Below are 23,919 nucleotides of genomic sequence, written 5' to 3'. Positions count from 1 at the left end.
CCCTGCGATCCTCCGTGTGCTGCGGGCACGCCCCCTCCGGTGTGTCGGCCCGCCGGCCCGAGGACGGACGAAAGTCCGTTCGGGCGCGGATCAGCCTATGCCGAGACGGGTGATCGGTCGACAGCGGCACGGCCCGCCCGGTGACCGGCCGGGCGGGCCGCAGGGGTGCAGGGGTGCAGGGGTGCCGGGGCCGCTCAGGCCCAGGGGTCGGTGAAGGACCGGCCGGGGACGGGCTTGGCGATCAGGGCGATGGCGGTGAAGAAGTTGACCTGGCCGATGGCGAGCATGAGCGTGGTCAGCGCCTTGTCGTCGTAGTGCCCGGCGACCTCCGCGTACAGGGCGTCCGGCACCCGCTCGCCGTGCGGGTTGGGCTGGAGGACGGCCTCGACCAGGGCGAGCGCGGCGCGCTCCGGGGCGGTGAACCAGGGGGAGTCCGGCCAGCCGGCCACCGAGGCGATCCGCTCCTCCGACTCGCCGGCCTTGCGGAGGAAACCGGTGTGCAGGACGGTCAGGTAGGTGCTGCCGGCGATCTGGCCGGCCCGCAGCTGGACCAGGCCGATGGTGCTGCGGGGGACGGACCGGTTGCCGGTGGCCTTGAACAGCGCGGCCGAGACCTCGGCGATCTCGGGGACGAGCTCCACCGGGTCCTGGGCCATGCGCGGGCGCAGCGGGACCTCGGCGGTGATCGGGCGGACGGTCATCGTGGTGTTCCTCTTCTCGCGGGTGAACCGTGCGGTCACCCGTCCGACGGATCCCGGCGCGGGTTTGTGACAGCCGGACCCGCCCGGATCCGGACCCGCCCGGATCCGGAGTCGTTGCCGCACTCGGAGAAGACCTCAGCCCAGCGAGGCCGGCGTCGGCCCGTCCGGCCGCACGGTGATGCTGTACGCCGCCCCCGCCGGCCGCGACCGGAACGCCAACGGCCCCATCGGCAACAGGAGTTCCAGCAGCGCCGTGGTCTCGCGCAGCGCGAACCGGGTGCCCAGGCAGGCGCGGGCGCCGAGGCCGAACGGGAAGTAGGCGCCGAGCTGCCCGGGGCGGTCCGCGCCGGCGGCGAAGCGGGCGGGGTCGAAGCGCTCCGGGTCGGGCCACAGCGCCGGGTCCCGGTGGGTGAGGTACGGGCAGACCAGCACGTCCGTCCCGGCGGCGATGCGGTGCCCGGCGATGACGTCGTCCTCGACGGCGTGCCGGGGGAGGAGCCAGGCGGAGGGGTAGAGCCGCAGCGTCTCGCTCACCAGCGCCTGCGGTTCGGCCGTGCGGGCCTCGGGGTGGCGGTCGAGCAGCAGGAAGAGCCAGGTGAGCGTGGTGGCCGTGGTCTCGTGGCCGGCGACGAGCAGGGTGACCAGCTCGTCCCGGATCAACCGGTCGGTGTACTCGGGGTACTGCTCGCCCGCCTCGACCAGCATCCGGAGCACGCCGGGCTCCGCGGTCGGGCCGGCCGAGCGGGCCGCGTCGATCGCCGCGTGTGCCACCGCGTCGATCCTGGCGAGGTCCGCGGCGACCGCGTCCCGGGCGTCCGCCGCGTTGGTCGGCAGGGTCGGCATGGCGGCCACCACCCGTTCCACCGCGCGGAGTTCGCCGTCCGTCCGGTCGTCCAGCGGCAGCCCGGTGAGCGCCCGCCAGACGGTGTCCAGGGCGAAGCCGCGCATCTCCTCGCCGACGTCGAAGGTCTCCCCGGTGCGCCGGTACCCCTCCCAGCGTTCGGCGGTGCGGCGTGCCGCCGCGGCGATCCGCTGCTCGTAGCGGCGCATCCCGGTGCCGGTGAACTGCGACTGCAGCAGCCGCCGTTGACGCTTCCAGGCGTCCCCGGCGGCGGACAGCACACCGTCCCCGACCAGCATCCGGGCGCGGTGCGAGCGCTTGACGTACCGGTCCGGGTGGCGGCCCAGGACGTGCTGCACGGCGGCCGGGTCGGTGACCAGGACGGTCGGCGTCGGGCCGAGCCGGAAGGCGGCGATGCCGCCGATGCCGCGCTGCGTCCGGGCCAGCAGCTCGACGAGCTCGGCCTCCTCGGCCCGCCACTGCTCGACGACCTCGGCGGCCAGCTCCGGTACCGGGCGGGTGTCCGTGCTCACGGGTCTGGTCCTTCCGATCTGCTGACGGTGCGTCCGTCGCGGTCCGACTCTATGTCAGGGTGCGCCCGCCCGGGTTGCGCCGAACAGGTGGCGGGCCCGGCCAGGGGAGGCGCGGTGGCCCACCGGGCCGTCGGCGCACGGGTAGCGTCCGACGGGGCCGACCGGCCCCTGCACGCCGCGCGGATGGGAGAAGGCATTGCCCGGGACCGGGAACTTCGGAGGCCACCGGACCGGCCGAGCGGCCCGGTGGCTGGCGGCGGCCCTGCTCCTCCCGGCCCTCGCGGCCCTCGCGGCCTGCGGCGGTGGCGGCGACTCCGGGTCGGCCGGTGCCAACCAGGCCGGGCAGAGCGGGCAGAGCGGGCAGAGCGGGCAGAGCGGCCGGAACAGCGGTTCGGGGCAGCCGGACGACCAGCGGACCAAGGACCAGGGGGACCAGGGCGGATTCCGGAACGCCGGCGAGCCCTCGGCGAACGTCCAGGGCACCGACCGCACCGCCCGGATCAGCCTGTCCTTCCCGTCGAAGACCAGCTTCACGGCCACGATCAGCAAGGTCTCCGACTGCGGCAGCACGGTGTACGCCACCCCCGCCTCGCAGACGGTCCAGGTGACCGACGGCGAGACCGAGCGGGCCGAGTTCCGGCTCCCGCCGTGGAAGCCCGGGACCAAGAGCCGGGACATCTGCCTCACGGTGGCGGCCGACGACTCCGTCAAACGGATCAAGGCCGTGGGCTCGGTGGAGATCATCAGCCCCGACGAAGGGTCCACCCCCGGCAACGGCGGGACCTCGGACGGCGGCGGGTACAACAGCGCCACCCCCACCGGCGGGTCGAGCCCGTACACCGGGAGCACCCCCTGAGCCCTGCCGAGGAGGACTCCCCGGGAGAGCCGGAGCAGCCGCCGTCGCGCTCCTGGTCGGACTGGATCGCCAAGCTCGCCACCTGGGTCGCCCCGACCACCCTCCTCACCGCGCTGCTCTTCTTCTTCGGCTACGCCTACACCAGTTCGCTCTACAGCTACTTCGGCATCGACGCCGGAACGATCGGCTTCGCCACCCAGGACCTGCTGCTCCGCAGTTCCCCCGCGCTCTACGTCCCGGCCGGGGTCGCCCTGTGCGGGGCCCTCCTCGGCGCCCTGGGCTACCACGTCGCGACCAGGGCGGCCGGCGGCGGTGCGGCCGGCACCCGGACGGTGCGACTGGCCTGCCTGGCCCTGGCCGCGCTGGTCGTCCCGCTGCTGGTGCTCGGCTTCCTGGCCGGCTTCGAGGTGTTCGACGCCGGCCCGATGGGCACCCCGCTGCTGATCGGCGGCGGGCTGCTGCTCGCGGTCCTGGCCCGGATGATGTACGTGCGCGGCACCGGTGCCCCGTACCCGCTGACCGGCGAGCGGGCGGCGCTGGGGATCAGCGTGGCGATCATCGTGCTCTGCGCGTTCTGGGCGGTCGGCGGCTACGCCCAGCAGAAGGGCACGGCCGACGCGGAGCAGCTGGCCCACCACCTCTACCGGCGTCCTGCCGTCGTCCTGGACACCTCGGAGCGCCTCCACCTGGGCTGGTCCGGGGTGCGGGAGACGGTGCTGTCCGACGTGGAGCAGGGGGCGCGGTTCCACTACCGCTACGAGGGCCTGCGGCTGCTGGCCCACGCCGGCGGCCGGATGTTCCTGATCCCGCGCACCTGGACCTGGGAGACGGGCAACGGTCTGATCGTCCCCTTCGACGACACCGTCCGGGTCGCCTTCCACCCGGGCTGAGGCCCCGATGATCCGGGCTGGGGCCCCGGCGGTCGGAGACAGGGCTGCGCCGCGGACCGTCCCCTCGACGGACCGCGGCGCAGCGGCTTCACCGGGCGTCAGGGCGCCCCGGTCACACCTGCTGCCAGAGCGCCGGCACGACCGGCGGCTCCCAGCCGACCTGGGCGGTGTGGCCCTGGAGGCAGCGGTAGCTGACCCCGTTGTAGGTCACGACGTCACCCGCCTGGTAGGTGGTGCCGGGGGTCCAGGTGCCACCGGGGTTCGGCGAGTCGTTGCCCACCACCAGGGAGAAGCTGGTGCTGTGGGTGGCCGAGCCGGTCCCGGTCAGGGTGATGGTGTAGGTGCCGGTGGCGGTCGAGGCGGCGGTGGCGACGGTGAGCGTCGCCGAGCCGCCGGACTGCACCGAGGACGGGTTGAAGGAGACCGTCACGCCGGCCGGCGCGCCCGAGGCGGTCAGGTTGACCGTCTGGGCCGAGCCGGAGGTGGTCGAGGTGGCGACCGTCGCGGTGGTGGTCTCGCCGGGCTTGACGGTGGCGGTGGCCGGGTTCACCGAGACCGAGAAGTCGTTGCTGGGCGTGGTGCCGCCGACCGAGGTCTTCCAGATGGTGTACGCCACGCCGTCGGCGCTGCGGTTCAGCACCGTCGCGTCGATGTTGCCGGTGGTGTCGCAGGAGGAGTGGTAGCAGGAGTCGTAGGAACGGCCCGCCGTGCCACCCCACTTGGCCGCCTGCGCCGAGGTCTTGGTGTCACTGGCACCGGCCGCGTAGCCCGAGGTCGGGATGCCGGCCTGCTGGAAGGAGTAGTCGTCCGAGCGGCCCTGGCCCTCGACGTTCTCCTCCGGCTTGAGGTTCAGCGAGTCCCAGTAGGCCTTCATCGGCGCGGAGGCGGTGGAGTTGATGTTGTTGATGAAGTAGCCGGCGTTGGTCGAGGCGATCATGTCGAAGTTGTAGTACGCCTTGATCGCTGATCGCTGGGCGGAGCCCAGCTGGCCGACGTAGGACTGCGAGCCCTGGAGGCCCTGCTCCTCACCGGTCCACCAGGCGAACCGCACGTGCCGGGTCAGGCTGGGGTTCTGCTGGGCGAGCACGAGGGCGTTCTCCAGCAGGGTGGCCGAGCCGGAGCCGTTGTCGTTGATGCCGGGGCCGGCCGAGACGCTGTCCAGGTGGGCGCCGAACATGGTGACCTGGTCGGCCGGGCCGCCCGGCCAGTCGGCGATCAGGTTGTTGGACTGGTAGGTGCAGGAGGTGCAGGTCTGCTCGGTGACGCTGTAACCGGCCGCCTGGAGCTTGCCCTTGATGTACGCCAGCGACTGGCTGTGTCCGGCGCTGCCCGCCCGGCGGTGGCCGCCGTTCTGGTTGGCGATGCTGTTCAGCTGGGACAGGTGGGCCTGGATCTTGGCGACGTCGATGTCGGGCGCGGCCCCGCCGGGGTTGCCCCCGCCGCCGACGGTGAGGCCGTACTGGGCGGTGTGGGTGGTGGCGCCGGCGGTGCCGGTGACGGTGATCTGGTACGTCCCGGCCACGGCGGCCGCGGAGGCGGCCAGGGTCAGGGTGGCGGAGGAACCGGCCTGCACGGAGGAGGGGTTGAAGCTGGCGGTGACGCCGGACGGCAGGCCGGAGGCGGTGAGGGTGACGGTCTGGGCGGTGCCGGAGGTGACGGCGGTGCTCACGGTCGACGAGGTGGAGGCTCCGGGCTGGACGGAGCCGGACGTCGGGCCGAGCGAGAGCGAGAAGTCACTGGTGCCGGACGGCGTGCAGGTGGGGTCACCGCTCTGGGCGGGGACGCTGACGGCGTCCCAGGCGGCCTTGGCGCGGTTGAAGAAGGTGCAGGTCGCGTCGAGGCTCTTGGCGGCGGTCAGGGTGGCGGTGCGGTAGCGCTTGTAGGTCATGCCGCTGGTCTTCAGCAGCATGCCGCCGTAGAAGACCCGGCCGGCGTCCTTGATGCCGATGCCGGTGACGGAGGAGTTGTTGCAGGTGGGGCTGGTGGGCTTGCCGCCGCCGGGGTTGGAGCCCTCGGCGAGCAGGTAGAACCAGTGGTTCAGCGGGCCGGCCGCCGCGTGCTCCTCGGTCTGCGGGATGGACGCCGAGTAGCAGTTGGGGTTGTTGCTCACCAGCGACGGGTTGTACATGTTGCGGATCGGGCCGTTGCCGACCAGGTTGATCATCTCGCCGACGGTGTAGTCCGGGGAGTCGTACGGGGCGGGCTCGTTGGCGTAGGCCTCGGTCAGGGCGCCCATGATGTCGCCGGTGGCCTCGCCCAGGCCGGACTCGTTGTTGGCGCCGCCGGGGGTGTACTGGTCGAGGCCGTGCCCGAACTCGTGGCCCACCACGTCGATGGCGGCGATCCACTTGTTGGCCTGGCTGTGGCCGATGGATATCGTGCTGCCGTCCCAGTAGGCGTTGACGTCGCTGAGCCCGACCTTGACCGGCCAGCTGCCGCCGTTGCCGTTGTGGCCGTTGCGACCCAGCCAGTCGCGGAGCATGTCCCATTCCTTCTGGGCCGCGAACATCGCGTCCCCGCAGCCGGTCTCCTTGCCGGAGGCGCTGCCAGTGCCCCAGGAGTCGCTCGACTTCGAGAACACCTGCCCGGTGCTGTAGTCGGAACACGACAGGCCCGGACGGTTCGGGTCGCGCAGCGAGTACGAACCGCCCGAGTTCGTCGTGCTGATCGTGACCGGCGCCGGACCGTTCCACTCGCTGTTGATCGTGCCGGCGCGCACGTCGTCGTAGCTGTCGATCACCTCACCGGTGGCCGCGTCGACGAACACGTGCAGGCGGCTGGGGGCCGCGCCCTTGTGACCGGCCAGGACGGTCTCCCAGGACAGCCGGCTGCTGCCGTCCTTGACCCGCACGACCAGGCGGCGCGACTCGACCGAGTCGACGGAGGCCAGCTTGGTACGGGCGGTCCTCTCCGCCTGCTCCGCGCTGATCCGCGGTTCGGTGGAGCCGCCGACCGGACCGGTGGCGGCGGACTGGAGGCCGCGGACCTTGCCCTGGGAGTCGGCGAGGACGACCGCGTCGCCGCCGACCACGGGCAGCCCGCGGTAGCTGCGCTCGTAGGCCACCGAGTAGAGGCCGCCGACCCAGGGCGTGACGGCCTTGCGCTCGTAGGTCTCGTCGGCGCCCTTGGCCAGGGCGTCCAGGCCGGCCGCGGCGGCGGCGTCGGCGGCGTTGACGGCGGCGGCCAGGGCGCTGGGCGCCGGTGCCGGGGAGGGGGTGGGCGCGGCGGTGGCCGGGCCCGCGGCGGCGGCGATCATGCCGGCCAGCACGGTCAGGGTGGTCGCCGTGGTCAGCAACCTTCCTGCGGAAATCCTGCGTTGCATCGAAGCTCCTCGCATGTGGGGGTCCTCGACCGCGGACGGCAGGGCTGGTGGCGCACCGCGGGGCCGTGTCGGGGGACGGCCGTGCGGGCCGTCCGCGCTCGGGTGCCCGAACCCTCACACGGCGTCATGCCCAGGTCAATGCTCGATGCGCGCCAGGCGAGTGGTTGGCAAATTCCGTCAAGCCCGCCGGTCCGGCTTTGCGTCAAGCTGGGCTTTCCTTCAAGTGGTTGAGACCACCTCATGTACGAGCCGGTGGCGATCGAGTACCGTCTCGTCGTCGGAGTCATCGGAGTCGTCGGAATCACCGGAGCCGTCGGCAGTCCCTGCGACCGGCCGAGGACGACGCGCCCGGGGAGGCAGCCGTGCAGCGCAACCGTGTGGCCCCTGCGGTGGCGGTGCCGGCACCGCCGACCGGCCGGGGGCAGGACGCCTGGCGCGAGTTCGGCGCCCGGCTGCGGCACTGGCGGCGCCGGGCCGGCCTCACCCAGGCGCAGCTCGGCGCCGGGATCGGCTACGACCACACCGCGGTCAGCAAGATCGAGCACGGCGCCCGCCGGGTCACCCCCCGGGTCGCCGACCGGATCGACGAGCTCCTCGGTGCCGCCGGTGAGTTGAGCGCCGCCTGCCATCGTGCCGAGAGTGCCGAACTGTGCGGCCTGGACGCCTTCTCGCCCGCCCTGCTCCGACCGCCGCTGCCGGGCGGGGCGGCGCCCGGTGCGCCCGACCCGCTTCCGGCCGCCGGCACGCCCCCGGCCGCCGCCCCACTGCGCCTGCCCGACTACGGCCTGCTCTGCCCGCTGCACGGCGCCGAGGGCTGTGCGGTCCCCGAGGCCGGAGAACTCGCCGCCCTGCACGCCGAGTTCTGCGCCCCGGTGGGGATCGCCGATCCGGCCGCCGGGCCCCCGCTGGACGCCGTCACCGCGCACGCCCTGACCGGGCTGCTCGCCGCCCGCCTGCGCTCCGGCGAGACCGGCGACCGGCCGGCCCTGGCCGCCGCGGTGGAGCGCACCCTGCACGCCGTGCTCGCCCGGCTGGCCTCCGCCCCCGCCGCGCAGCGCGGTCCGCTGGTCCGGCTGGCCGCCGAGCACGCCCACGCGGCCGGCGCGCTGCGGATGCAGGACGGCCGCAACGCCACCGCGATGGCCTGCTACGACCGCGCCCTCACCTGGGCCGGGCTGGCCGCGGACCGGGCCACCCAGGTCGGCACGCTCAGCGACATGAGCATCCTGGCCCGGCTGGACGGTGACCCGGTCGCCGCGCTCGGCTACGCCCGCGAGATCGAGCGGGTCGCCCCGGACCGGCACTGGGCCGGCGCGATGGGCCGGATCAGCCGGGCCCGGGCGTACGCGCTCACCGGTGACGTGCGGGCGACCGTCCGGCAGATCGGGCTGGCGCGGGCGCACCTGGACCACATCGGCGCACAGGACGAGGTCGACGTGCCCTGGCTCTCGATCGCCTCGATGCGGATGCGGGTCGAGTCCGCCGCGGCCGCCGCGCTGCGCGACCTCGCCGCGGCCGCCGACGACCCCCGGCTGGCCCGCCGCGCGCTGGACGCCACGGAGACCGCCCTCGGCCTGCTGGGTCCGGACCAACTGCCGTCCAGCCGACTGCTCTTCATCGTCCGGGCGGCCGACTGCCACGTCTGCGCGCACGACCCGGCGACGGCCGTCGAGCTGCTCGGCCCCGCGCTCGAGGCGACCGGCGTGACCGCGCTGCCCGCGCTGGTCGAGTACGAGCTGCGCGGTCTGCGCGACCGTCTCGCGGCGCACGCGCCCCGTGCCGCGCACCGGTTGGCGGAGCCGGTCCGCTCCTGATCGGGCGGCCCTCGCCGCGGCTCCCGGCGAGGGCCGCCCGATTGGCCGGATCAGTAGCCGTGCGGGGCAGCGCAGAAGGGGCGCACGACAGCGCCCGACAGTGTGCACTGCTGCCTTCGCGCGCCGTCCTCTCCGACATCTACTCGAAAATGCGCCCCCTTCACGCCGCTCAGACGTCAACTTCGTGCGCGTATAGTCCGCCGATCGGGTCATTCGTCGAGTTAACACGTCGAATGACTGTCACGGCGGGCGCGTGCCGCTTAGAGTCTCTGACGTTTCCAGTCGTTAGTTCGCGAAGAACGGGGGGCGCGTGCTGTCAGCCATTGCCCGCCGGCTCGCCCATCCGCTTCTGCTCCTGGGTGTGCTGTGCACGGCCGTCGCGTCCCTGCACTTCCACTGGGCGCCGGACAAGGTCTCCCCGCTCTTCCTGATCGCCGTCCTCGGCTATCTGGCGGTCCTGGAGCGGGTGATCCCGTACCGGACCGACTGGCATCCGAGCCGACGTGAACTCGGCTGGTACAGCGTCTACTTCGTGCTGAGCATGGTCGGCGGAGCACTGGCCCAGGGGCTGGTGGCGACGCTGGTGGAGGTGCTCGGCCCGGCCCACCCGGTGCTGCCGTTCGCGGTGGAGATCCCACTCGCGCTGCTGGTCGGCTCGCTCGGCGACTACCTCGTGCACCGCTGGTCCCACCGCAACCGGTGGCTCTGGCGGCTGCACGGGGTGCACCACGTCCCGGACAAGGTGAACGTCGCGAACAACGGCGTGAATCATTTCCTGGACGTGTTCGTCGCGCAGTCCGTGGTCCAACTGTCGCTGGCGCTGATCGGATTCTCGCCGGATTCAGTGTTCGTGGTCGGAATATTCGTCCTGGCTCAGGGGTATTTCGTCCACGCCAACATCGAAGTCCGCATCGGCCCGCTCGGCCACGTCCTGGCCGGGCCGGAACTCCACCGCCTGCACCACAGCACCGACCTCGCCGAAGCCGGCCACTACGCCTCCGACCTCTCGCTCTGGGACCACGTGTTCGGGAGCTTCACCTGGCGGCCCGGCAGAGTGCCGAAGTCCGTCGGCCTCACCGACCCGGCCGCGTTCCCCGCCACCGGGGAACTCGGCGCCACTCTGCTGCACCCCTGGCGCCGGGCGAAGACCACCGAGCAGTCCGTCTGAGCCCCGGCCCGAGCGGCCGCTCCCACTTCCGTGTCCCCGCGTCACGCCAGAACCCCCGGATTGGATCATGACCTCCTCGCCCTTCGCCGTGCCCCGCGAACGAATCGCGATCACCGGTATCGGCTGCCGCCTGCCGGGACACGCCAACGACCACCGGTCCTACTGGAGCAACCTGATCGAGGGCCGGGACTGTCTCACCGAGACGCCCGCCGACCGCTACGACACCGGCACCCTGGGCAGCCGGGACCGGGCCAAGCCGGGGCGGCTGATCGGTGGCCGGGGTGGCTACATCGACGGCTTCGACACCTTCGACCCGGACTTCTTCGGCATCAGCCCGCGCGAGGCCGAACACATGGACCCCCAGCAGCGCAAGCTCCTGGAGGTCAGCTGGGAGGCCCTGGAGGACGGCGGCCTGCGCCCCGGCGAGCTGGCCGGCCGTGAAGTCGGCGTCTACATGGGCGCCTTCACCCTCGACTGGAAGATCCTCCAGTTCGCCGACCTCGACTTCGGCACCATCGCGGCACACACCGCCACCGGCACCATGATGACGATGGTCTCCAACCGGATCTCGCACTGCTTCGACTTCCGCGGGCCCAGCGTCTCGATCGACACCGCGTGCAGCTCCTCGCTGGTCGCGGTCCACCTCGCCTGCCAGAGCCTGCTCCGCGGCGAGACCGAACTCGCCCTGGCCGGCGGCGCGTTGCTGCACATGGCGCCGCAGTACACGATCGCCGAGACCAAGGGCGGCTTCCTCTCCGCGGACGGCCGCTCGCGCGCCTTCGACGCCTCCGCCGACGGCTACGTCCGGGCCGAGGGCGTCGGCGTGGTCGTGCTCAAGCGGCTCTCCGACGCACTGCGCGACGGCGATCCGGTGCACGCCGTCATCCTCGGCACCGGCGTCAACCAGGACGGGCGCACCAACGGCATCACCGTCCCCAGCGCGGACGCCCAGGTCACCCTGATCGAGCGGGTCTGCGCCGAGGCCGGGGTCGTGCCCGGCAGCCTCCAGTACGTCGAGGCGCACGGCACCTCCACCCCGGTCGGCGACCCGATCGAGGCCGCCGCCCTCGGCCGGGTGCTCGGCATCGGCCGCCGCGCCGGGGACCGCTGCTACGTCGGCTCGGTCAAGACCAACATCGGGCACACCGAGGCGGCGGCCGGCGTCGCCGGACTGATCAAGACCGCGCTCGCGATCAAGCACCGCCGCATCCCGCCGCACCTCAACCTGGAACGGCCCAACCCCGGCATCGACCTGGACGCGCTGCCGTTCGAGATCCCGACCGCCGCGGTGGACTGGCCCGAGCACCAGGGGCCGGCCCGCGCGGGCGTCAACTCCTTCGGCTTCGGCGGCACCAACGCCCACGTGCTGCTGGAGGAGCCGCCGCTGCCCGCGCCCGCCGCGCCGGCCGCCGAGCCGGCCCGCACCGTGCTGCCGCTGAGCACCAAGGACTCCGCCGGGCTGCCCGAACTGGCCGCCGCCGTACGGCGGGAGCTCGCCGACGGGACGCCGCTGGCCGACCTCGGCCACACCCTGGCGCACCGCCGCCAGCACCTGCCCGAGCGGCTCGGGGTGGTCTACTCCACCCGGGAGGACCTGGACGAGGCACTGGCCGCCTGCGAGCGCGGTGAGCAGCACCCGCGGGTGGTCCAGGGCCGCGCCCGGGAGCGCCGGCAGCGCAGGCTGGCCTGGGTGTTCACCGGCATGGGCCCGCAGTGGTGGGGCATGGGCCGAGGGCTGTACGAGCACGAGCCGGTCTACCGGGAGGCCGTGCAGGCCGTCGACCAGGAGATCCGCGCCCAGGCCGGGTGGTCGCTGCTGAGCGAGCTGGCCCGGGACGAAGCGGACTCCCGGATGGCCGAGACCTGGCTCGCCCAGCCCGCCAACTTCGCCGTCCAGGTCGGGCTTTCGGCACTCTGGCGGAGCCACGGCCTGCGCCCCGACGCGGTGGTCGGCCACAGCACCGGCGAGGTCGCCGCCTTCCACGAGGCCGGGGTGTACGACCTGGCCGACGCCGTACGGGTGGTGCTCGCCCGCAGCCGCCTCCAGCAGCGGCTGGCCGGCACCGGCACCATGCTCGCGGTCGGCCTGCCGGAGGCCGAGGCCGAGCGCCGCATCCGCCCGTACCGCGACCGGATCTCGCTCGGCGCGATCAACAGCCCCTCCGCGGTGACCCTGGCCGGGGACGCCGAGGCGCTCGCCGAGCTGGCCGAGGAGCTGCGGCAGCAGGGCGTCTTCGCCCGCCCGCTGGACGTCGAAGTCCCGTACCACAGCGTGCGGATGGACCCGATCCGGGACGAGCTGGTGGCCGCGCTCGCCGTCATCAAGCCCCAGGAGGCGCGGCTGCCGCTCTACCTGACCGCCCGCGAGGGGCTCGCCCGCGGGCCGGAGCTGGACGGCGAGTACTGGTGGCAGAACGTCCGCAACCCGGTGCGCTTCCGGGCCGCCGTCGAGCGGATGGCCGAGGACGGCCACGGACTCTTCCTGGAGCTCGGCCCGCACCCGGTGCTCGGCCACGCGATCCGCGAGTGCGCCGAGCAGGCGCACACCCTGCCGTCGATCCGCCGGCAGCAGGACGAGCCCGAGCGCTTCGCCCGCAGCCTTGCCGAACTGCACACCCTCGGCGTCGAGTTGAGCTGGGAAGCGCTGCACCCGGCGGGCCGCCCGGTGCCGCTGCCGGCCTACCCGTGGCGGCGAGACCGGTACTGGGTGGAGCCCAAGCCGGTCGAGCAGGTCCGGCTCGGCCGGCTGGACCACCCGCTGCTCGGCCGCCGCACCGCGAGCGCCCAGCCCGGCTGGACCAGCGCGCTCGACCCCGAGCGGCTGCCCTACCTGACCGACCACCGGATCGAGGGCCAGGTCGTCTTCCCGGCCGCCGGGTACCTGGAGATGGCCGCCCAGGCCGTCCGCACCCTGACCGGCGGCACCGAGGTGACGCTGGCCGAGATCGAGCTGAACCGGGCGCTGTTCCTCTCCGAGACCGAGCCCGTCCCCGTCCAGCTCACCTACGCCACCGAGGACGCCCGCTTCACCATCGCCTCCACCCCCGCCGGCGGCGAGCCGAGCGTGCACGCCGGCGGCCGGGTCCGCACCGGCCAGCGCCGCGGCCACGGGCCCGCGCTGGACGCCGACGCCCTCCGCGCCCGGGGGCGGCACCTCGACGGCCCGGACTGCTACCGGCGGCTGGCCGAGCGCGGTTACGACTACGGGCCCGCCTTCCAGGCCATCGCCGAGGTGTGGACCGGCCCCGGCGAGGCGCTCGCGCGGATCCGGCCGACCGCGCAGCTCGGTCCGGACGCGGCCGACCACCACCTGCACCCGGTGCTGCTGGACGGCTGCTTCCAGACCCTGCTCACCACCCAGCTGGAGGCGCCCGAGGGCGGCAGCGTCCGGCTCCCCGTCTCGATCGCCGAGGTCCGGCTCGACGAGATCGGCGACCGCCCGCTGTGGGTGCACGCCACCGTCACCCGGGACAGCGGCGAGGAACTCGTCGGCGACCTCGCGCTCTACACCGAGGACGGCACCCCGGTCGGCAGGGTCACCGGCTTCCGGGTCGCCGACGTCGCCCAGGCCCCCGCCTCCGTCGGGCTGGCCACCATCGACGGCTGGCTCACCGAGGTCGACTGGGTGCCGGCCGCCGAACCGGCCGTCGACGAGGCCCCGGGTGACCTCCTGCTCTTCGCCGACGAGAGCGGGCTCGCCGAGCGGCTGGCCGCCCTGGCCACCGGGCGCGGCGCCCGCTGCCACCTGGTCCGGCCCGGAACCGAGTACCGGCACGGTGAGGGACACTCCACCGTACGGCCCGACTCCGCCGAGGACGTCCGGCGGCTGCTCGCCGACCTCGACCCAGGCTTCACCGCCGTCGTCCACCTCTGGAACCTCGACCAGCCCGCGCTGGCCGCCACCACCGCCGACCGGCTCGGCCCGCTCGCGACCCTCGGCGCCTACTCCCTGATCGCCCTCGCCCAGGCCCTGCCCGACGCCCGCCCGGACGGCCGGCTGCACATCGTCACCCGGGGCACCCAGCCCGCCGCCCCCGGCGACCGGGTCGAACCGCTCGGCGCCCCCGCCTGGGGCATCGGCCGGGTGCTGTGGCAGCAGGAACTGGTCGCCCAGCGCGGCACCCTGATCGACCTCGACCTGGCCGCCGACGCCGCCGACCAGGCCGAGGCGCTGCTCGCCGAACTCGCCGCCCGGGACGAGCAGGAGATCGCCCTGCGGGCCGGCGCCCGGCTCACCAGCCGGCTGCGGCAGGCCGAGGGCCTCACCCGCCCGCTGCCGCCCGTCCTGCGCCCCGACGGCAGCTACCTGGTCACCGGGGCCTTCGGCGCCCTGGGCCGGCTGCTCTGCCGGACCCTCGTCCGGCGCGGCGCCCGGCGGCTGATCCTGGTCGGCCGCACCGCCCTGCCCGAGCGTTCCGCGTGGGCGTACACCGACCCGGACACCCCGGTCGGGGAGCGGATCGCCTTCCTGCGCGAGCTCCAGGCGCTCGGCGCCGAACCGCTGCTCGCCTCGGTCGACGTCACCGACGAGGCCGCCCTCGCCGACTGGCTCGCCGACTACCGGCAGCGCCAACTCCCGCCGATCCGTGGCGTGTTCCACCTCGCCGGACAGGTCAAGGACACCCTGCTGGCCCAGATGGACCGGCCGGCCTTCGACGCCGGCTACGCCCCCAAGGTGATCGGCGGCCACCTGCTGCACCGGCTGCTGCGGGACGAACCGCTCGACCACTTCGTGCTGTTCGCCTCCGTCGCCTCGCTGCTCACCACCGCCGGGCAGACCAACTACGCGGCCGGCAACGCCTTCCTGGACGCCCTGGCCCACCACCGCCGGGCCGAGGGACTGCCCGGGCTCAGCCTGGACTGGGGCCCCTGGGCCACCGGCATGATCGAGGAACTGGGCCTGGTCGCCCACTACCGCGACGCCCGTGGCATGAGCTCGCTGCCGCCCGACGCCGGTACGGCCGTCCTGGAGCGCGTCCTCGGCCAGGACCGCGCCCAGCTGCTGGTCGCCACCGTGGTCGACTGGCCGACCTTCCTCGCCTGGTACCCGGCGCCGCCGCCGCTGGTCGCGGACCTCGCGGCGAACGCCGCCGAGCAGGCCCCGGCCGAGACCGGCGGCTTCCTGGACGCCTACCGCGCGGCCGACCCGCAGGCCCGCCGGGAGCTGGTCGTCGAACGGTTCGGCGCCGCCGCCGCGGCCGTGCTGCGGATCGGCGCCGAACGGATCGACACCGGGACCAGGCTCGGCGCGCACGGCCTGGACTCGCTGCTCGCGATGGAGCTGCGCGCCCGGGTGCACGGCGAACTGGGCGTCGCCCTGCCCGTGGTGGCCCTGCTCAGCAACGGCTCCGTCGGCGACCTGGTCGACCTGCTCACCGAGGGCCTGGCCGAGCGGCTCGCCGCCGACGGCGGCCCCGCCGAGGCCGAGGTCGAGCTGTACACCGACGAGTCCCGCTTCCCGCTCACCCACAACCAGCAGGCGCTCTGGTTCCTGCGCCTGCTGCACCCGGACGGCTTCGCGTACAACATCGGCGGCGCCGTCGAGGTCCGCGCGGAGATCGATCCGGAGCTGATGTTCGGGGCCTTCCGCCACCTCGTGGCCCGGCACCCCGAGCTGCGCGCCGCCTTCACCGCCGAGGAGGGCCGCCCGGTCCAGCGCATCCGGGAGGAGGCCGAGGCCGACACCGGGCTGTTCGACGTGGAGGGCCGGCCGTGGGAGGAGATCCACGACCTGATCGTCCACGAGTACCGGCGGCCCTACGACCTCGCCGAGGACCCGCTGGTGCGGCTGAGGCTGTTCCGGCGCGGGCCGGACCGCTGGGTGCTGATGAAGGCCGTCCACCACATCGTCTCGGACGCGATCTCCACCTTCACCTTCATCGAGGAGCTGTTCGAGGTCTACGAGGCACTGCGCCAGGGCCGCACCCCGGAACTGCCCCCGGTGCCCGCCCGCTACCTGGACTTCCTCAACCGCCAGAACCGCTTCCTGGCCGGGACCGAGGCCCGCCGGATGCTCGACTACTGGCGCGGCCACCTGCCGGCCGAGATGCCGGTGCTGGCGCTGCCCACCGACAAGCCGCGCCCGGCCGTGCAGACCCACAACGGCGCCTCCGAGTTCTTCCGGCTGGACGCCGACCTCACCGCCCGGGTGCACGAGCTGGCCCGCGCCCACGGCGCCACCCCGTTCATGGTGCTGCTCAGCGCCTACTACCTGCTGCTGCACCGCTGGTCCGGGCAGCCGGACATCGTGGTCGGCAGCCCCGTCACCGGCCGCACCCAGGAGGAGTTCGCCTCCGTCTACGGCTACTTCGTCAACCCGCTGCCGCTGCACGTGAGCCTGGCCGGGGAGCCGACCGTGGCCGAGCTGCTGGCCCGGGTGCGGGAGAGCGTGCTCGGCGGGCTGGACAACCAGGAGTACCCCTTCCCGCTGCTGGTCGAGCAGTTGGGGCTCCAGCACGACCCGAGCCGCTCCGCGGTGTTCCAGGCGATGTTCATCCTGCTCACCCACAAGGTCGCCGTGGAGCGCTTCGGCTACCGCCTGGAGTACATCGAACTCCCGGAGGAGGAAGGCCAGTTCGACCTCACGCTGTCCGCCTACGAGGACCGCTCGGACGGCTGCTTCCACTGCGTCTTCAAGTACAACTCGGACCTCTTCGAGCCCGCCACCGTCCAGCGGCTGGCCGCGCACTACCGCAACCTGCTGGACGCCATGACCCGCGCCGCCGAGGACCGGCCGGTCGGCCGGCTGCGGATGCTGGGCGAGGCCGAACGGCGGGAGATCCTCACCGGGTTCAGCGGCGCCGAGCGCCGGATCGAGCACGACACCCCGGTGCCGGAGCTGATCGCCAAGGCCGCCGCCGAGCGTCCCGAGGCCGTCGCGGTCGTCGCGCCCGGCCGGGACGGCGTCCGCCGGCTGACCTACGGCGAACTCGACCGGCAGTCCCAGCGCACCGCCGTACGGCTGCGCGAACTCGGCGTCGGCGACGGCTCGGTGGTCGCGGTCTGCCTGGACAAGTCGCCCGAGCTGATCACCACCCTGCTGGGGATCTGGCGGGCCGGCGCCGCCTACCTCCCGCTGGACCCCGGGCACCCGGCCGACCGGATCGCCTACCAGGTGGCCGACGCCGGAGCGGCGCTGGTGGTGGTCGACCAGCGGCGCCCGCTCGCGGCCGACCTGCCCGCCGAGGCGGTCACCCTGGAAGAGCTGGACCGGCCCGTGCTGGGCGGCGCCGTGCCGCTGCCCGCCACCGACCCGGACCGGGCCGCCTACCTGATCCACACCTCGGGCTCCACCGGCCGCCCCAAGGGCGTCCGGGTCGACCACCGCAACCTGGCCGCCGTCACGGCCGGCTGGCGCGCCGAGTACCGGCTGGACACCGAGGTCCGGGTGCACCTCCAGATGGCCGGCACCGCCTTCGACGTCTTCTCCGGGGACTTCGCCCGGGCGCTCAGCACCGGCGGCACCCTCGTCCTGGTCGACCGCGAGCTGCTCTTCGACACCGCCCGGCTGTACCGGGTGATGCGCGAGGAGGCCGTGGACGGCGGCGAGTTCGTGCCCGCCGTGGCCCGCGCGCTGCTGGCCCACTGCGAGCGCGAGGGCCTGACGCTGGACTTCCTGCGGCTGCTGATCGTCGGCTCCGACTCCTGGAAGGCCGCCGAGCACCAGCGGGTGCGTGCCCTGTGCGGCCCGGGGACCCGGCTGGTCAACTCCTACGGGCTGACCGAGGCCAGCGTCGACAGCACCTACTACGAGGGCGCGACCGAGCAGCTGGAACCCGGCCGGATGGTGCCGATCGGCCGCCCGTTCCCGAACAGCGCGGTGTACGTCCTGGACCCGTACGGCGAGCCCGTCCCGGTGGGCGTGCCCGGCGAGCTGTGGATCGGCGGCGCGGGCGTCGCGGCCGGCTACCCCAACGACCCGGAGCAGACCGCCCGGCGCTTCGTCACCCTGGAGCTCGACGGCGATCCCGTGCGGCTCTACCGCACCGGCGACCTCGGCCACTGGGACACCGCCGGCACCGTGCACCTGCTCGGCCGGATCGACAACCAGGTCAAGGTCCGCGGCCACCGGATCGAGCTGGGCGAGATCGAGGCCCACCTCACCGCCCGCCCGGAACTCGCCCAGGCCTGCGTGGCGGTCCGCCAGGACGCCCGGGGCGAGGCCGTCCTCGCCGCCTACGTGGTGCCCGCCGAGGGCACCGTGCTGGACCGCCGCGAACTGCGCCGCCACCTGGCCGAGCACCTGCCCACCGTGATGATCCCCTCCTACCTCACCGAACTGCCGGCCCTGCCGCTCACCCCGAACGGCAAGGTGGACCTCGTGGCCCTGCCCGAACCGAAGGCCGACACCGCCGGAGCCCAGCACGAACCACCCGTCACGCTCTACGAGACGAGGGTCGCCGAGCACTGGCAGAACCTGCTCGGCCTGGACGAAGTCGGCCTCCAGCACGACTTCTTCGAACTCGGCGGCAGCTCGATCCGGCTCATCGAGCTGATCCACCACCTCCAGAGCGAGTTCAACATCAGCATCCCGGTCGGCCTGCTGTTCAAGGTCACCACCCTGCACGGCATGGCCCGCACCATCGAGCAGATCATCACCGGCGAGGTGGCCGGCGGCGAGCCCTACCTCTGGTTCAACGCCGAGGTGCCCGAGGACCGCACCGTCTTCTGCTTCCCGCCGGCCGGCGGCCACGGGCTGGTCTACCGGCAGCTCGCCGCGCACCTGCCGGAGCACCGGATCGCCTCCTTCAACTACCTGACCGGCGACGACAAGACCGCCCGCTACGCGGACCTGGTCGAGGAACTGCACGCCGGCGGGCCGTACGTCCTGCTCGGCTACTCGCTCGGCGGCAACCTCGCCTTCGAGGTGGCCAAGGAGCTGGAGCGGCGCGGACGCAGGGTGGCCTCGGTGCTGCTGGTGGACGCCTACCGGGTCACCGAGGCCTTCGACCTCGGCGAGGAGCACCTGGCCGTCTTCGAACGCGAACTCCACGAGCACCTGCACCGCCACACCGGCTCGCGGATCGTCGCCCGGGAGACCCTCGAACAGGCCAGGGACTACCTGGAGTTCAGCAGCCGCACGCCCAACACGGGCACCGTCAAGGCCCAGTTGGACGTGGTCTGCGAGAGCGACCGGCTCTCCGTGCACGTCGGCGGCGAACCGGGCTCCTGGCACGGCGCCTCCACCACGGGCACCGCGGTGTACGTCGGGAACGGCGCCCACGCCGAGATGCTCGACGGGGACTTCGCCGCCCGCAACGCCGAACTGGTGGGCGCCATCCTGGCCGGAGGGACCGCCGATGTCCGCGGCTGACCGCGGACCGGACTGGTCCACCAGGGAGCGGGCCGACGGCGGCCCGCCCCGGGTGATCGTGATCGGGGCCGGCCTGGCCGGCCTCGCCACCGGCTGCTACGCGCAGATGAGCGGCCTGGAGACCAGGATCTTCGAGAAGCACGTGCTGCCCGGCGGCTGCTGCACCGCGTGGTCCCGGCACGGCTACCTGTTCGACTACTGCATCGACTGGCTGATCGGCACCGCCGAGGGCACCGGAGCGCACCAGGTCTGGAGCGAACTCGGCGCCCTGGACGGCAAGTCGGTGACCCGCTTCGACACCTTCAACCGGGTGGTCGACGAACACGGACGGGCCGTCACCTTCTACGGCGACCCTGACCGGCTGGAGGCCCACCTGCTGGCCCTCGCACCCGGCGACGCCAAGCCGATCCGGGCCTTCTGCCGGGATCTGCGCCGCTACGCCGCGATCGAGCTGCCCTGGGACCTCACCCCGCCGCCGCTGCGCACCACGGCGGAACGGCTGCGCACCCTGCGCACCGTCCTGCCCGCGTTCCGGCTGTTCTGGCGCACCGCGACCACCCCGATGAGCGGCTTCGCCGAGCGGTTCCAGGACCCGTTGCTGCGGCGGGCCTTCCCCAACATGTTCCTCCAGGAGCCCGAGGGCTTCCCGCTGCTGCCGTACCTGTACACCCTGGCGGCCGCCCACAACGGCAACGCGGGCTTCCCGGAGGGAGGTTCGCTCGGGCTGGCCCGCTCGGTGGAGGAGCGCTACACCTCGCTCGGCGGGGTGATCGGCTACCGCTGCCGGGTGGAGCGCGTCCTGATCGAGGACGGGCGCGCGATCGGGGTGGAACTCAAGGACGGTTCGCGGCACTTCGCCGACCACGTGGTGGCCGCCTGCGACGGCCCGACGGTGCTGGAGCGGCTGCTGGAGGGCCGCTACTCCAGCCCCGCGACCGAGAAGCTGTACGGCGAACTGCTCGACAAGCCCGGCAACCTGTACCCGGCCGTGGTCTCCGCCTTCGTCGGCATCGACGGCCCGCTGCCGGAGGGCGAGCCGCACAGCACCACCTACCTGCTGCCGCCCGGGGAGGGCAAGCGGCTGCCCGGCTCGCTCCAGAACAGCCTGGTGGTGCAGCTGCGCTCCTCCTACGCCGACGGCTTCGCGCCGCCCGGCAAGTCGGTGCTGCACTGCACCTACTTCAGCGACTACCGCTCCTGGAAGGACCTGCGGAGCAGTGACCGTCGGGCCTACCGGGCGCGCAAGCAGGAAGTCGCCGTGTTCGTCCGGGAGTTCCTGGAGCGGACCTACCCCGAGCTGGGCCCGCGGATCGAACTCGTCGACGTGGCCTCGCCGGTGACCACCGAACGGTTCACCGGCAACACCTACGGCAGCATCCTCGCCTGGCAGGCCTTCTCCGAGGCCGAGGACGCCGCCAACCGGCTGGTCAACCGGGACCGGATGCGGCTGCCCGGGCTGACCGGCTTCTCCATGGCGGGCCAGTGGACCTCGCTCGGCGGGCTGATCCGGGCCGCCACCAGCGGACGGTTCGCCGCGCAGTACCTCTGCCGGGAGCTCGGCCGGCCGTTCCGGGCCTGGCCGAGCGACAACCGGGAACCCTGGCACGCGGGCAAGTGGGGCCGCCTGCCGCAACTGGGCCGGGCCACCGTGGGAGCGCCGGAAGTGGGAGTGGCGGAGTGAGCGGGACGACGACCGGCGGCCGGCAGAGCATGGTCATCATCGGCGGAGGACTCGGCGGCCTGTCCACCGGCTGCTTCGCGCAGATGAACGGCTACCGGACCCGGATCCTGGAGATGCACGAGATCCCCGGCGGCTGCTGCACCGGCTGGGACCGCGGCGAGTTCACCTTCGACTGCTGCGTCAGCTGGCTGTTGGGCAGCGGCCCGGGCAACGAGATGCACCAGATCTGGCTCGAACTCGGCGCGCTGCAGGGCAAGCGGATGCGCAACTTCGACGTCTTCAACGTGGTGCGCACCCGGGACGGCCGGGCGGTCTACTTCTACTCCGACCCCGACCGGCTGGAGGCCCACCTGCTGGAACTGGCTCCGGAGGACGCCCGGCAGATCCGGCAGTTCTGCACGGGGCTGCGCAAGTTCCGCCTGGCGCTGGCCCGTTACCCCTTCCTCAAGCCGGTCGGGCTGATGGGCCGGTGGGAGCGGATGCGGATGCTCGCCTCCTTCCTGCCCTACTTCAACGTGATCCGGCGCTCGATCACGGTGCTGATGAGCGACTACTCGGCGAAGTTCAGGAGCCCGCTGCTGCGCGAGGCCTTCAACTTCATCCTGTACGAGAAGCACCCCAACTTCCCGGTGCTGCCCAACTACTTCCAACTCGCCTGCCACGCCGGCCAGTCGGCCGGGGTGCCGGAGGGCGGCTCACTGGGGCTGGCCAACTCGATCGAGCAGCGCTACCGGCGGCTGGGCGGCGAGATCACGTACAACACCAAGGTGACCGAGATCCTGATCGAGGACCACCGGGCGGTGGGGGTGCGGCTGAGCGACGGCCAGGAGGTTCGGGCCGACATCGTGGTGGCGGCCTGCGACGGCCGGACCACCATGATGGACCTGCTCAAGGGCCGCTACCTGAGCGACACCTACCGCCGGCTGTACACCCAGACCATCACCGAGCCGGGCATGGTCTTCCCCGGCTACGTGACCGTCTTCCTCGGACTGCGCCGGCCCTTCCCGGCCGGGGACCCGTGCACCACCTACCTGCTGGAGGACGAGGTCGCCGAACGGCTCACCGGCATCCGGCACCCGAGCATCAACGTCCAGTTCCGCAGCCGCCACTACCCGGAGCTGTCGCCCACCGACACCACGGTGGTGTACGCCAGCTACTTCTGCGACATCGAGCCCTGGCGGGAGCTGAGCACCGGGCCGGAGCAGGAACCCCGGGTGCGGCGCGGCGAGGAGCTCCACACCCTGCCGGTCGGCCGGGGGCGGGAGTACCAGCGGGAGAAGCGGCGGGTGCGCGACGCCATCGTGGAGTTCCTGGACGGCCACCACCCCGGGCTGCGGGAGGCGGTGTCGGTCAAGGACGTCTCCACCCCGCTCACCCAGGTCCGCTACACCGGCAACTACAACGGGACGGTGCTGGGCTGGCAGCCCTTCGTGGAGAGCGGCGAGACCCTGGAGGAGGAGGTCAAGCGCAACGGCCCGGGGCTGCCCGGCCTGGCCAACTTCTACCTCTCCGGCGTCTGGGCGACCACCGGCGGGCTGATCCGGGCGGCGGCGGCCGGCCGGCACGTCGTCCAGTTCATCTGCCGGGACGACGGCAAGCCCTTCACCGCCGAGGTGGACGACAGTGCACCGCTGCCCACCCTGCTCATCGAACCGGTCGGCCCGGCCGACCGCCAGTTTGGAGTCACCTCGTGAGAATCGAGAAGTGGGTCGTCGCCGAGCACGTGGACGGAGTGCCGGACGTCGACCGGATGTACCGGAAGGTCGTGGAGGACGTAGACGTCCGGCTCGCCGCGGACGAGATGCTGCTGCGCACCCGGTACGTCTCGGTCGACCCGTACCTCCAGGGCATCGCGCTGGACACGCCGATCGGCGACTACATGGGCGCGGACTCGATCATGGAGGTGCTGGACGCCGGGCCGGCCGCGCGCTTCCAGGTCGGCGACCTGGTGCAGGGCTTCGGCGGCTGGCGCAGCCACCTGGTCACCAACGGCGCGCCCCGGCTCTGGCAGACCGGGACCTTCCCCATGGTCTTCCCGGTCTTCCGCCGGCTGGACCCGGCCGACTACGACGAGGACCTGCCGCTGACCACGGCGCTCGGCATCCTGGGCGGGCCCGGGATGACGGCCTGGGGGACGGTCGAGAAGTTCCTCGACGTGCGCCCCGGGTCGACGGTGCTGGTCGGCGGCGCCTCCGGGGCGGTCGGCTCGCTGGTCGGGCAGCTGGCCAAGCACCGGGGCGCACGGGTGATCGGCACCACAGCGTCGCCGGAGAAGACGGCGCGGCTGTGGGAGCTGGGCTTCGACGGGGTGGTGCTGTACCGCGACGGCGACGCCCCGGAGCGGCTGGAGAAGGAACTGGCCGAGCTGGCGCCGGGCGGCATCGACCGCTACTTCGACAGCCTCGGCGGGACGCTGACCGACGTGGTCTTCGGGATGCTCGCGGTGGAGAGCCGGGTGGCGGTCTGCTGGCAGTGGGGGAGCCAGGTGGGCGGTGACTGGGCCGGGCCGCGGCTGCTGCCGATGATCATGTTCCCGCGCACCACGATCCGCGGCATCTTCTCGCTGGAGTGGTTCACCGAGGACAACTGGGCCGCGCTGCGGCGGGACCTCGGGGCGCTGGTCCGCAGCGGCGAGCTGACGTACCAGGAGACCGTGCACCGGGGGTTCGACAGCATCCCGGCGGCCTACCGCGGGCTCTACCTGGACCGGTCGGCGAGCAAGGGGAAGGTGCTGGTCGAACTCTGAGCGCGGCCGTCGCGCTGTTCCACGACGCTCGCGGGCCCTTCGGCGGATGTGCCG

General features: G+C 73.3%; 10 protein-coding genes. 7 read left to right on the top strand and 3 right to left on the bottom strand.

What is annotated here, in order from left to right:
• Positions 1-194 precede the first annotated feature (194 nt).
• Positions 195-701 carry a carboxymuconolactone decarboxylase family protein gene (locus tag ACFWP2_RS16660; protein ID WP_380451686.1) on the bottom strand — a complete coding sequence of 169 codons (507 nt, stop codon included), beginning with the start codon at positions 699-701 and terminating at the stop codon, positions 195-197.
• A 135-nt stretch (positions 702-836) separates the two neighbouring features.
• Positions 837-2,075, bottom strand: a complete 1,239-nt coding sequence (locus ACFWP2_RS16655) for a cytochrome P450 (protein WP_380451684.1) — start codon at positions 2,073-2,075, stop codon at positions 837-839.
• Positions 2,076-2,723: 648 nt separating this feature from the next.
• On the opposite strand from ACFWP2_RS16655, the gene ACFWP2_RS16650 reads away from it, so the two are divergent.
• Positions 2,724-3,821, top strand: a complete 1,098-nt coding sequence (locus ACFWP2_RS16650; RefSeq protein WP_380451682.1) for a hypothetical protein — start codon at positions 2,724-2,726, stop codon at positions 3,819-3,821.
• 112 nt (positions 3,822-3,933) lie between these two features.
• Here the strand turns inward: ACFWP2_RS16650 and ACFWP2_RS16645 are convergent, their stop codons facing one another.
• Entirely contained in the window at positions 3,934-7,143 is a 3,210-nt protein-coding gene (locus ACFWP2_RS16645; protein WP_380451680.1) for a M28 family peptidase, read from the bottom strand.
• A 362-nt stretch (positions 7,144-7,505) separates the two neighbouring features.
• On the opposite strand from ACFWP2_RS16645, the gene ACFWP2_RS16640 reads away from it, so the two are divergent.
• The 6 genes from ACFWP2_RS16640 to ACFWP2_RS16615 all read left to right on the top strand — a co-directional run bounded on the left by ACFWP2_RS16640 (position 7,506) and on the right by ACFWP2_RS16615 (position 23,865).
• A complete protein-coding gene (locus ACFWP2_RS16640; protein WP_380451678.1) occupies positions 7,506-8,957 on the top strand; it encodes a helix-turn-helix domain-containing protein in 1,452 nt (483 codons plus the stop codon).
• Positions 8,958-9,267: 310 nt separating this feature from the next.
• A complete protein-coding gene (locus ACFWP2_RS16635) occupies positions 9,268-10,125 on the top strand; it encodes a sterol desaturase family protein (protein ID WP_380451676.1) in 858 nt (285 codons plus the stop codon).
• Between the two features lie 67 nt (positions 10,126-10,192).
• Entirely contained in the window at positions 10,193-19,438 is a 9,246-nt protein-coding gene (locus ACFWP2_RS16630; RefSeq protein WP_380451674.1) for an amino acid adenylation domain-containing protein, read from the top strand.
• Positions 19,425-21,119 (top strand): phytoene desaturase family protein, encoded by a 1,695-nt coding sequence (locus tag ACFWP2_RS16625; RefSeq protein WP_380451672.1) that lies wholly within the window; start codon positions 19,425-19,427, stop codon positions 21,117-21,119. Before ACFWP2_RS16630 ends, ACFWP2_RS16625 begins: the two co-directional genes overlap by 14 nt.
• A 29-nt stretch (positions 21,120-21,148) precedes the next feature.
• A complete protein-coding gene (locus tag ACFWP2_RS16620) occupies positions 21,149-22,813 on the top strand; it encodes a phytoene desaturase family protein (RefSeq protein WP_380451721.1) in 1,665 nt (554 codons plus the stop codon).
• Positions 22,810-23,865: a zinc-binding dehydrogenase gene (locus ACFWP2_RS16615; RefSeq protein WP_380451670.1), complete on the top strand. Its 1,056-nt coding sequence runs from the start codon at positions 22,810-22,812 to the stop codon at positions 23,863-23,865. Before ACFWP2_RS16620 ends, ACFWP2_RS16615 begins: the two co-directional genes overlap by 4 nt.
• Positions 23,866-23,919 lie beyond the last annotated feature (54 nt).

This window comes from Kitasatospora sp. NPDC058444 (genome assembly GCF_042721415.1).
Taxonomy (GTDB): Bacteria; Actinomycetota; Actinomycetes; order Streptomycetales; family Streptomycetaceae; genus Kitasatospora.
Note: the sequence above shows the minus strand (reverse complement) of the source record. Positions and strands in the feature narration are given on the sequence as shown.

Coding starts and splice junctions, on each gene's coding strand:
- ACFWP2_RS16660 (WP_380451686.1), bottom strand. CDS start 701: ATGACCGTCCGCCCGATCACCGCCGAGGTCCCGCTGCGCCCGCGCATG.
- ACFWP2_RS16625 (WP_380451672.1), top strand. CDS start 19,425: ATGTCCGCGGCTGACCGCGGACCGGACTGGTCCACCAGGGAGCGGGCC.
- ACFWP2_RS16645 (WP_380451680.1), bottom strand. CDS start 7,143: ATGCAACGCAGGATTTCCGCAGGAAGGTTGCTGACCACGGCGACCACC.
- ACFWP2_RS16630 (WP_380451674.1), top strand. CDS start 10,193: ATGACCTCCTCGCCCTTCGCCGTGCCCCGCGAACGAATCGCGATCACC.
- ACFWP2_RS16620 (WP_380451721.1), top strand. CDS start 21,149: ATGGTCATCATCGGCGGAGGACTCGGCGGCCTGTCCACCGGCTGCTTC.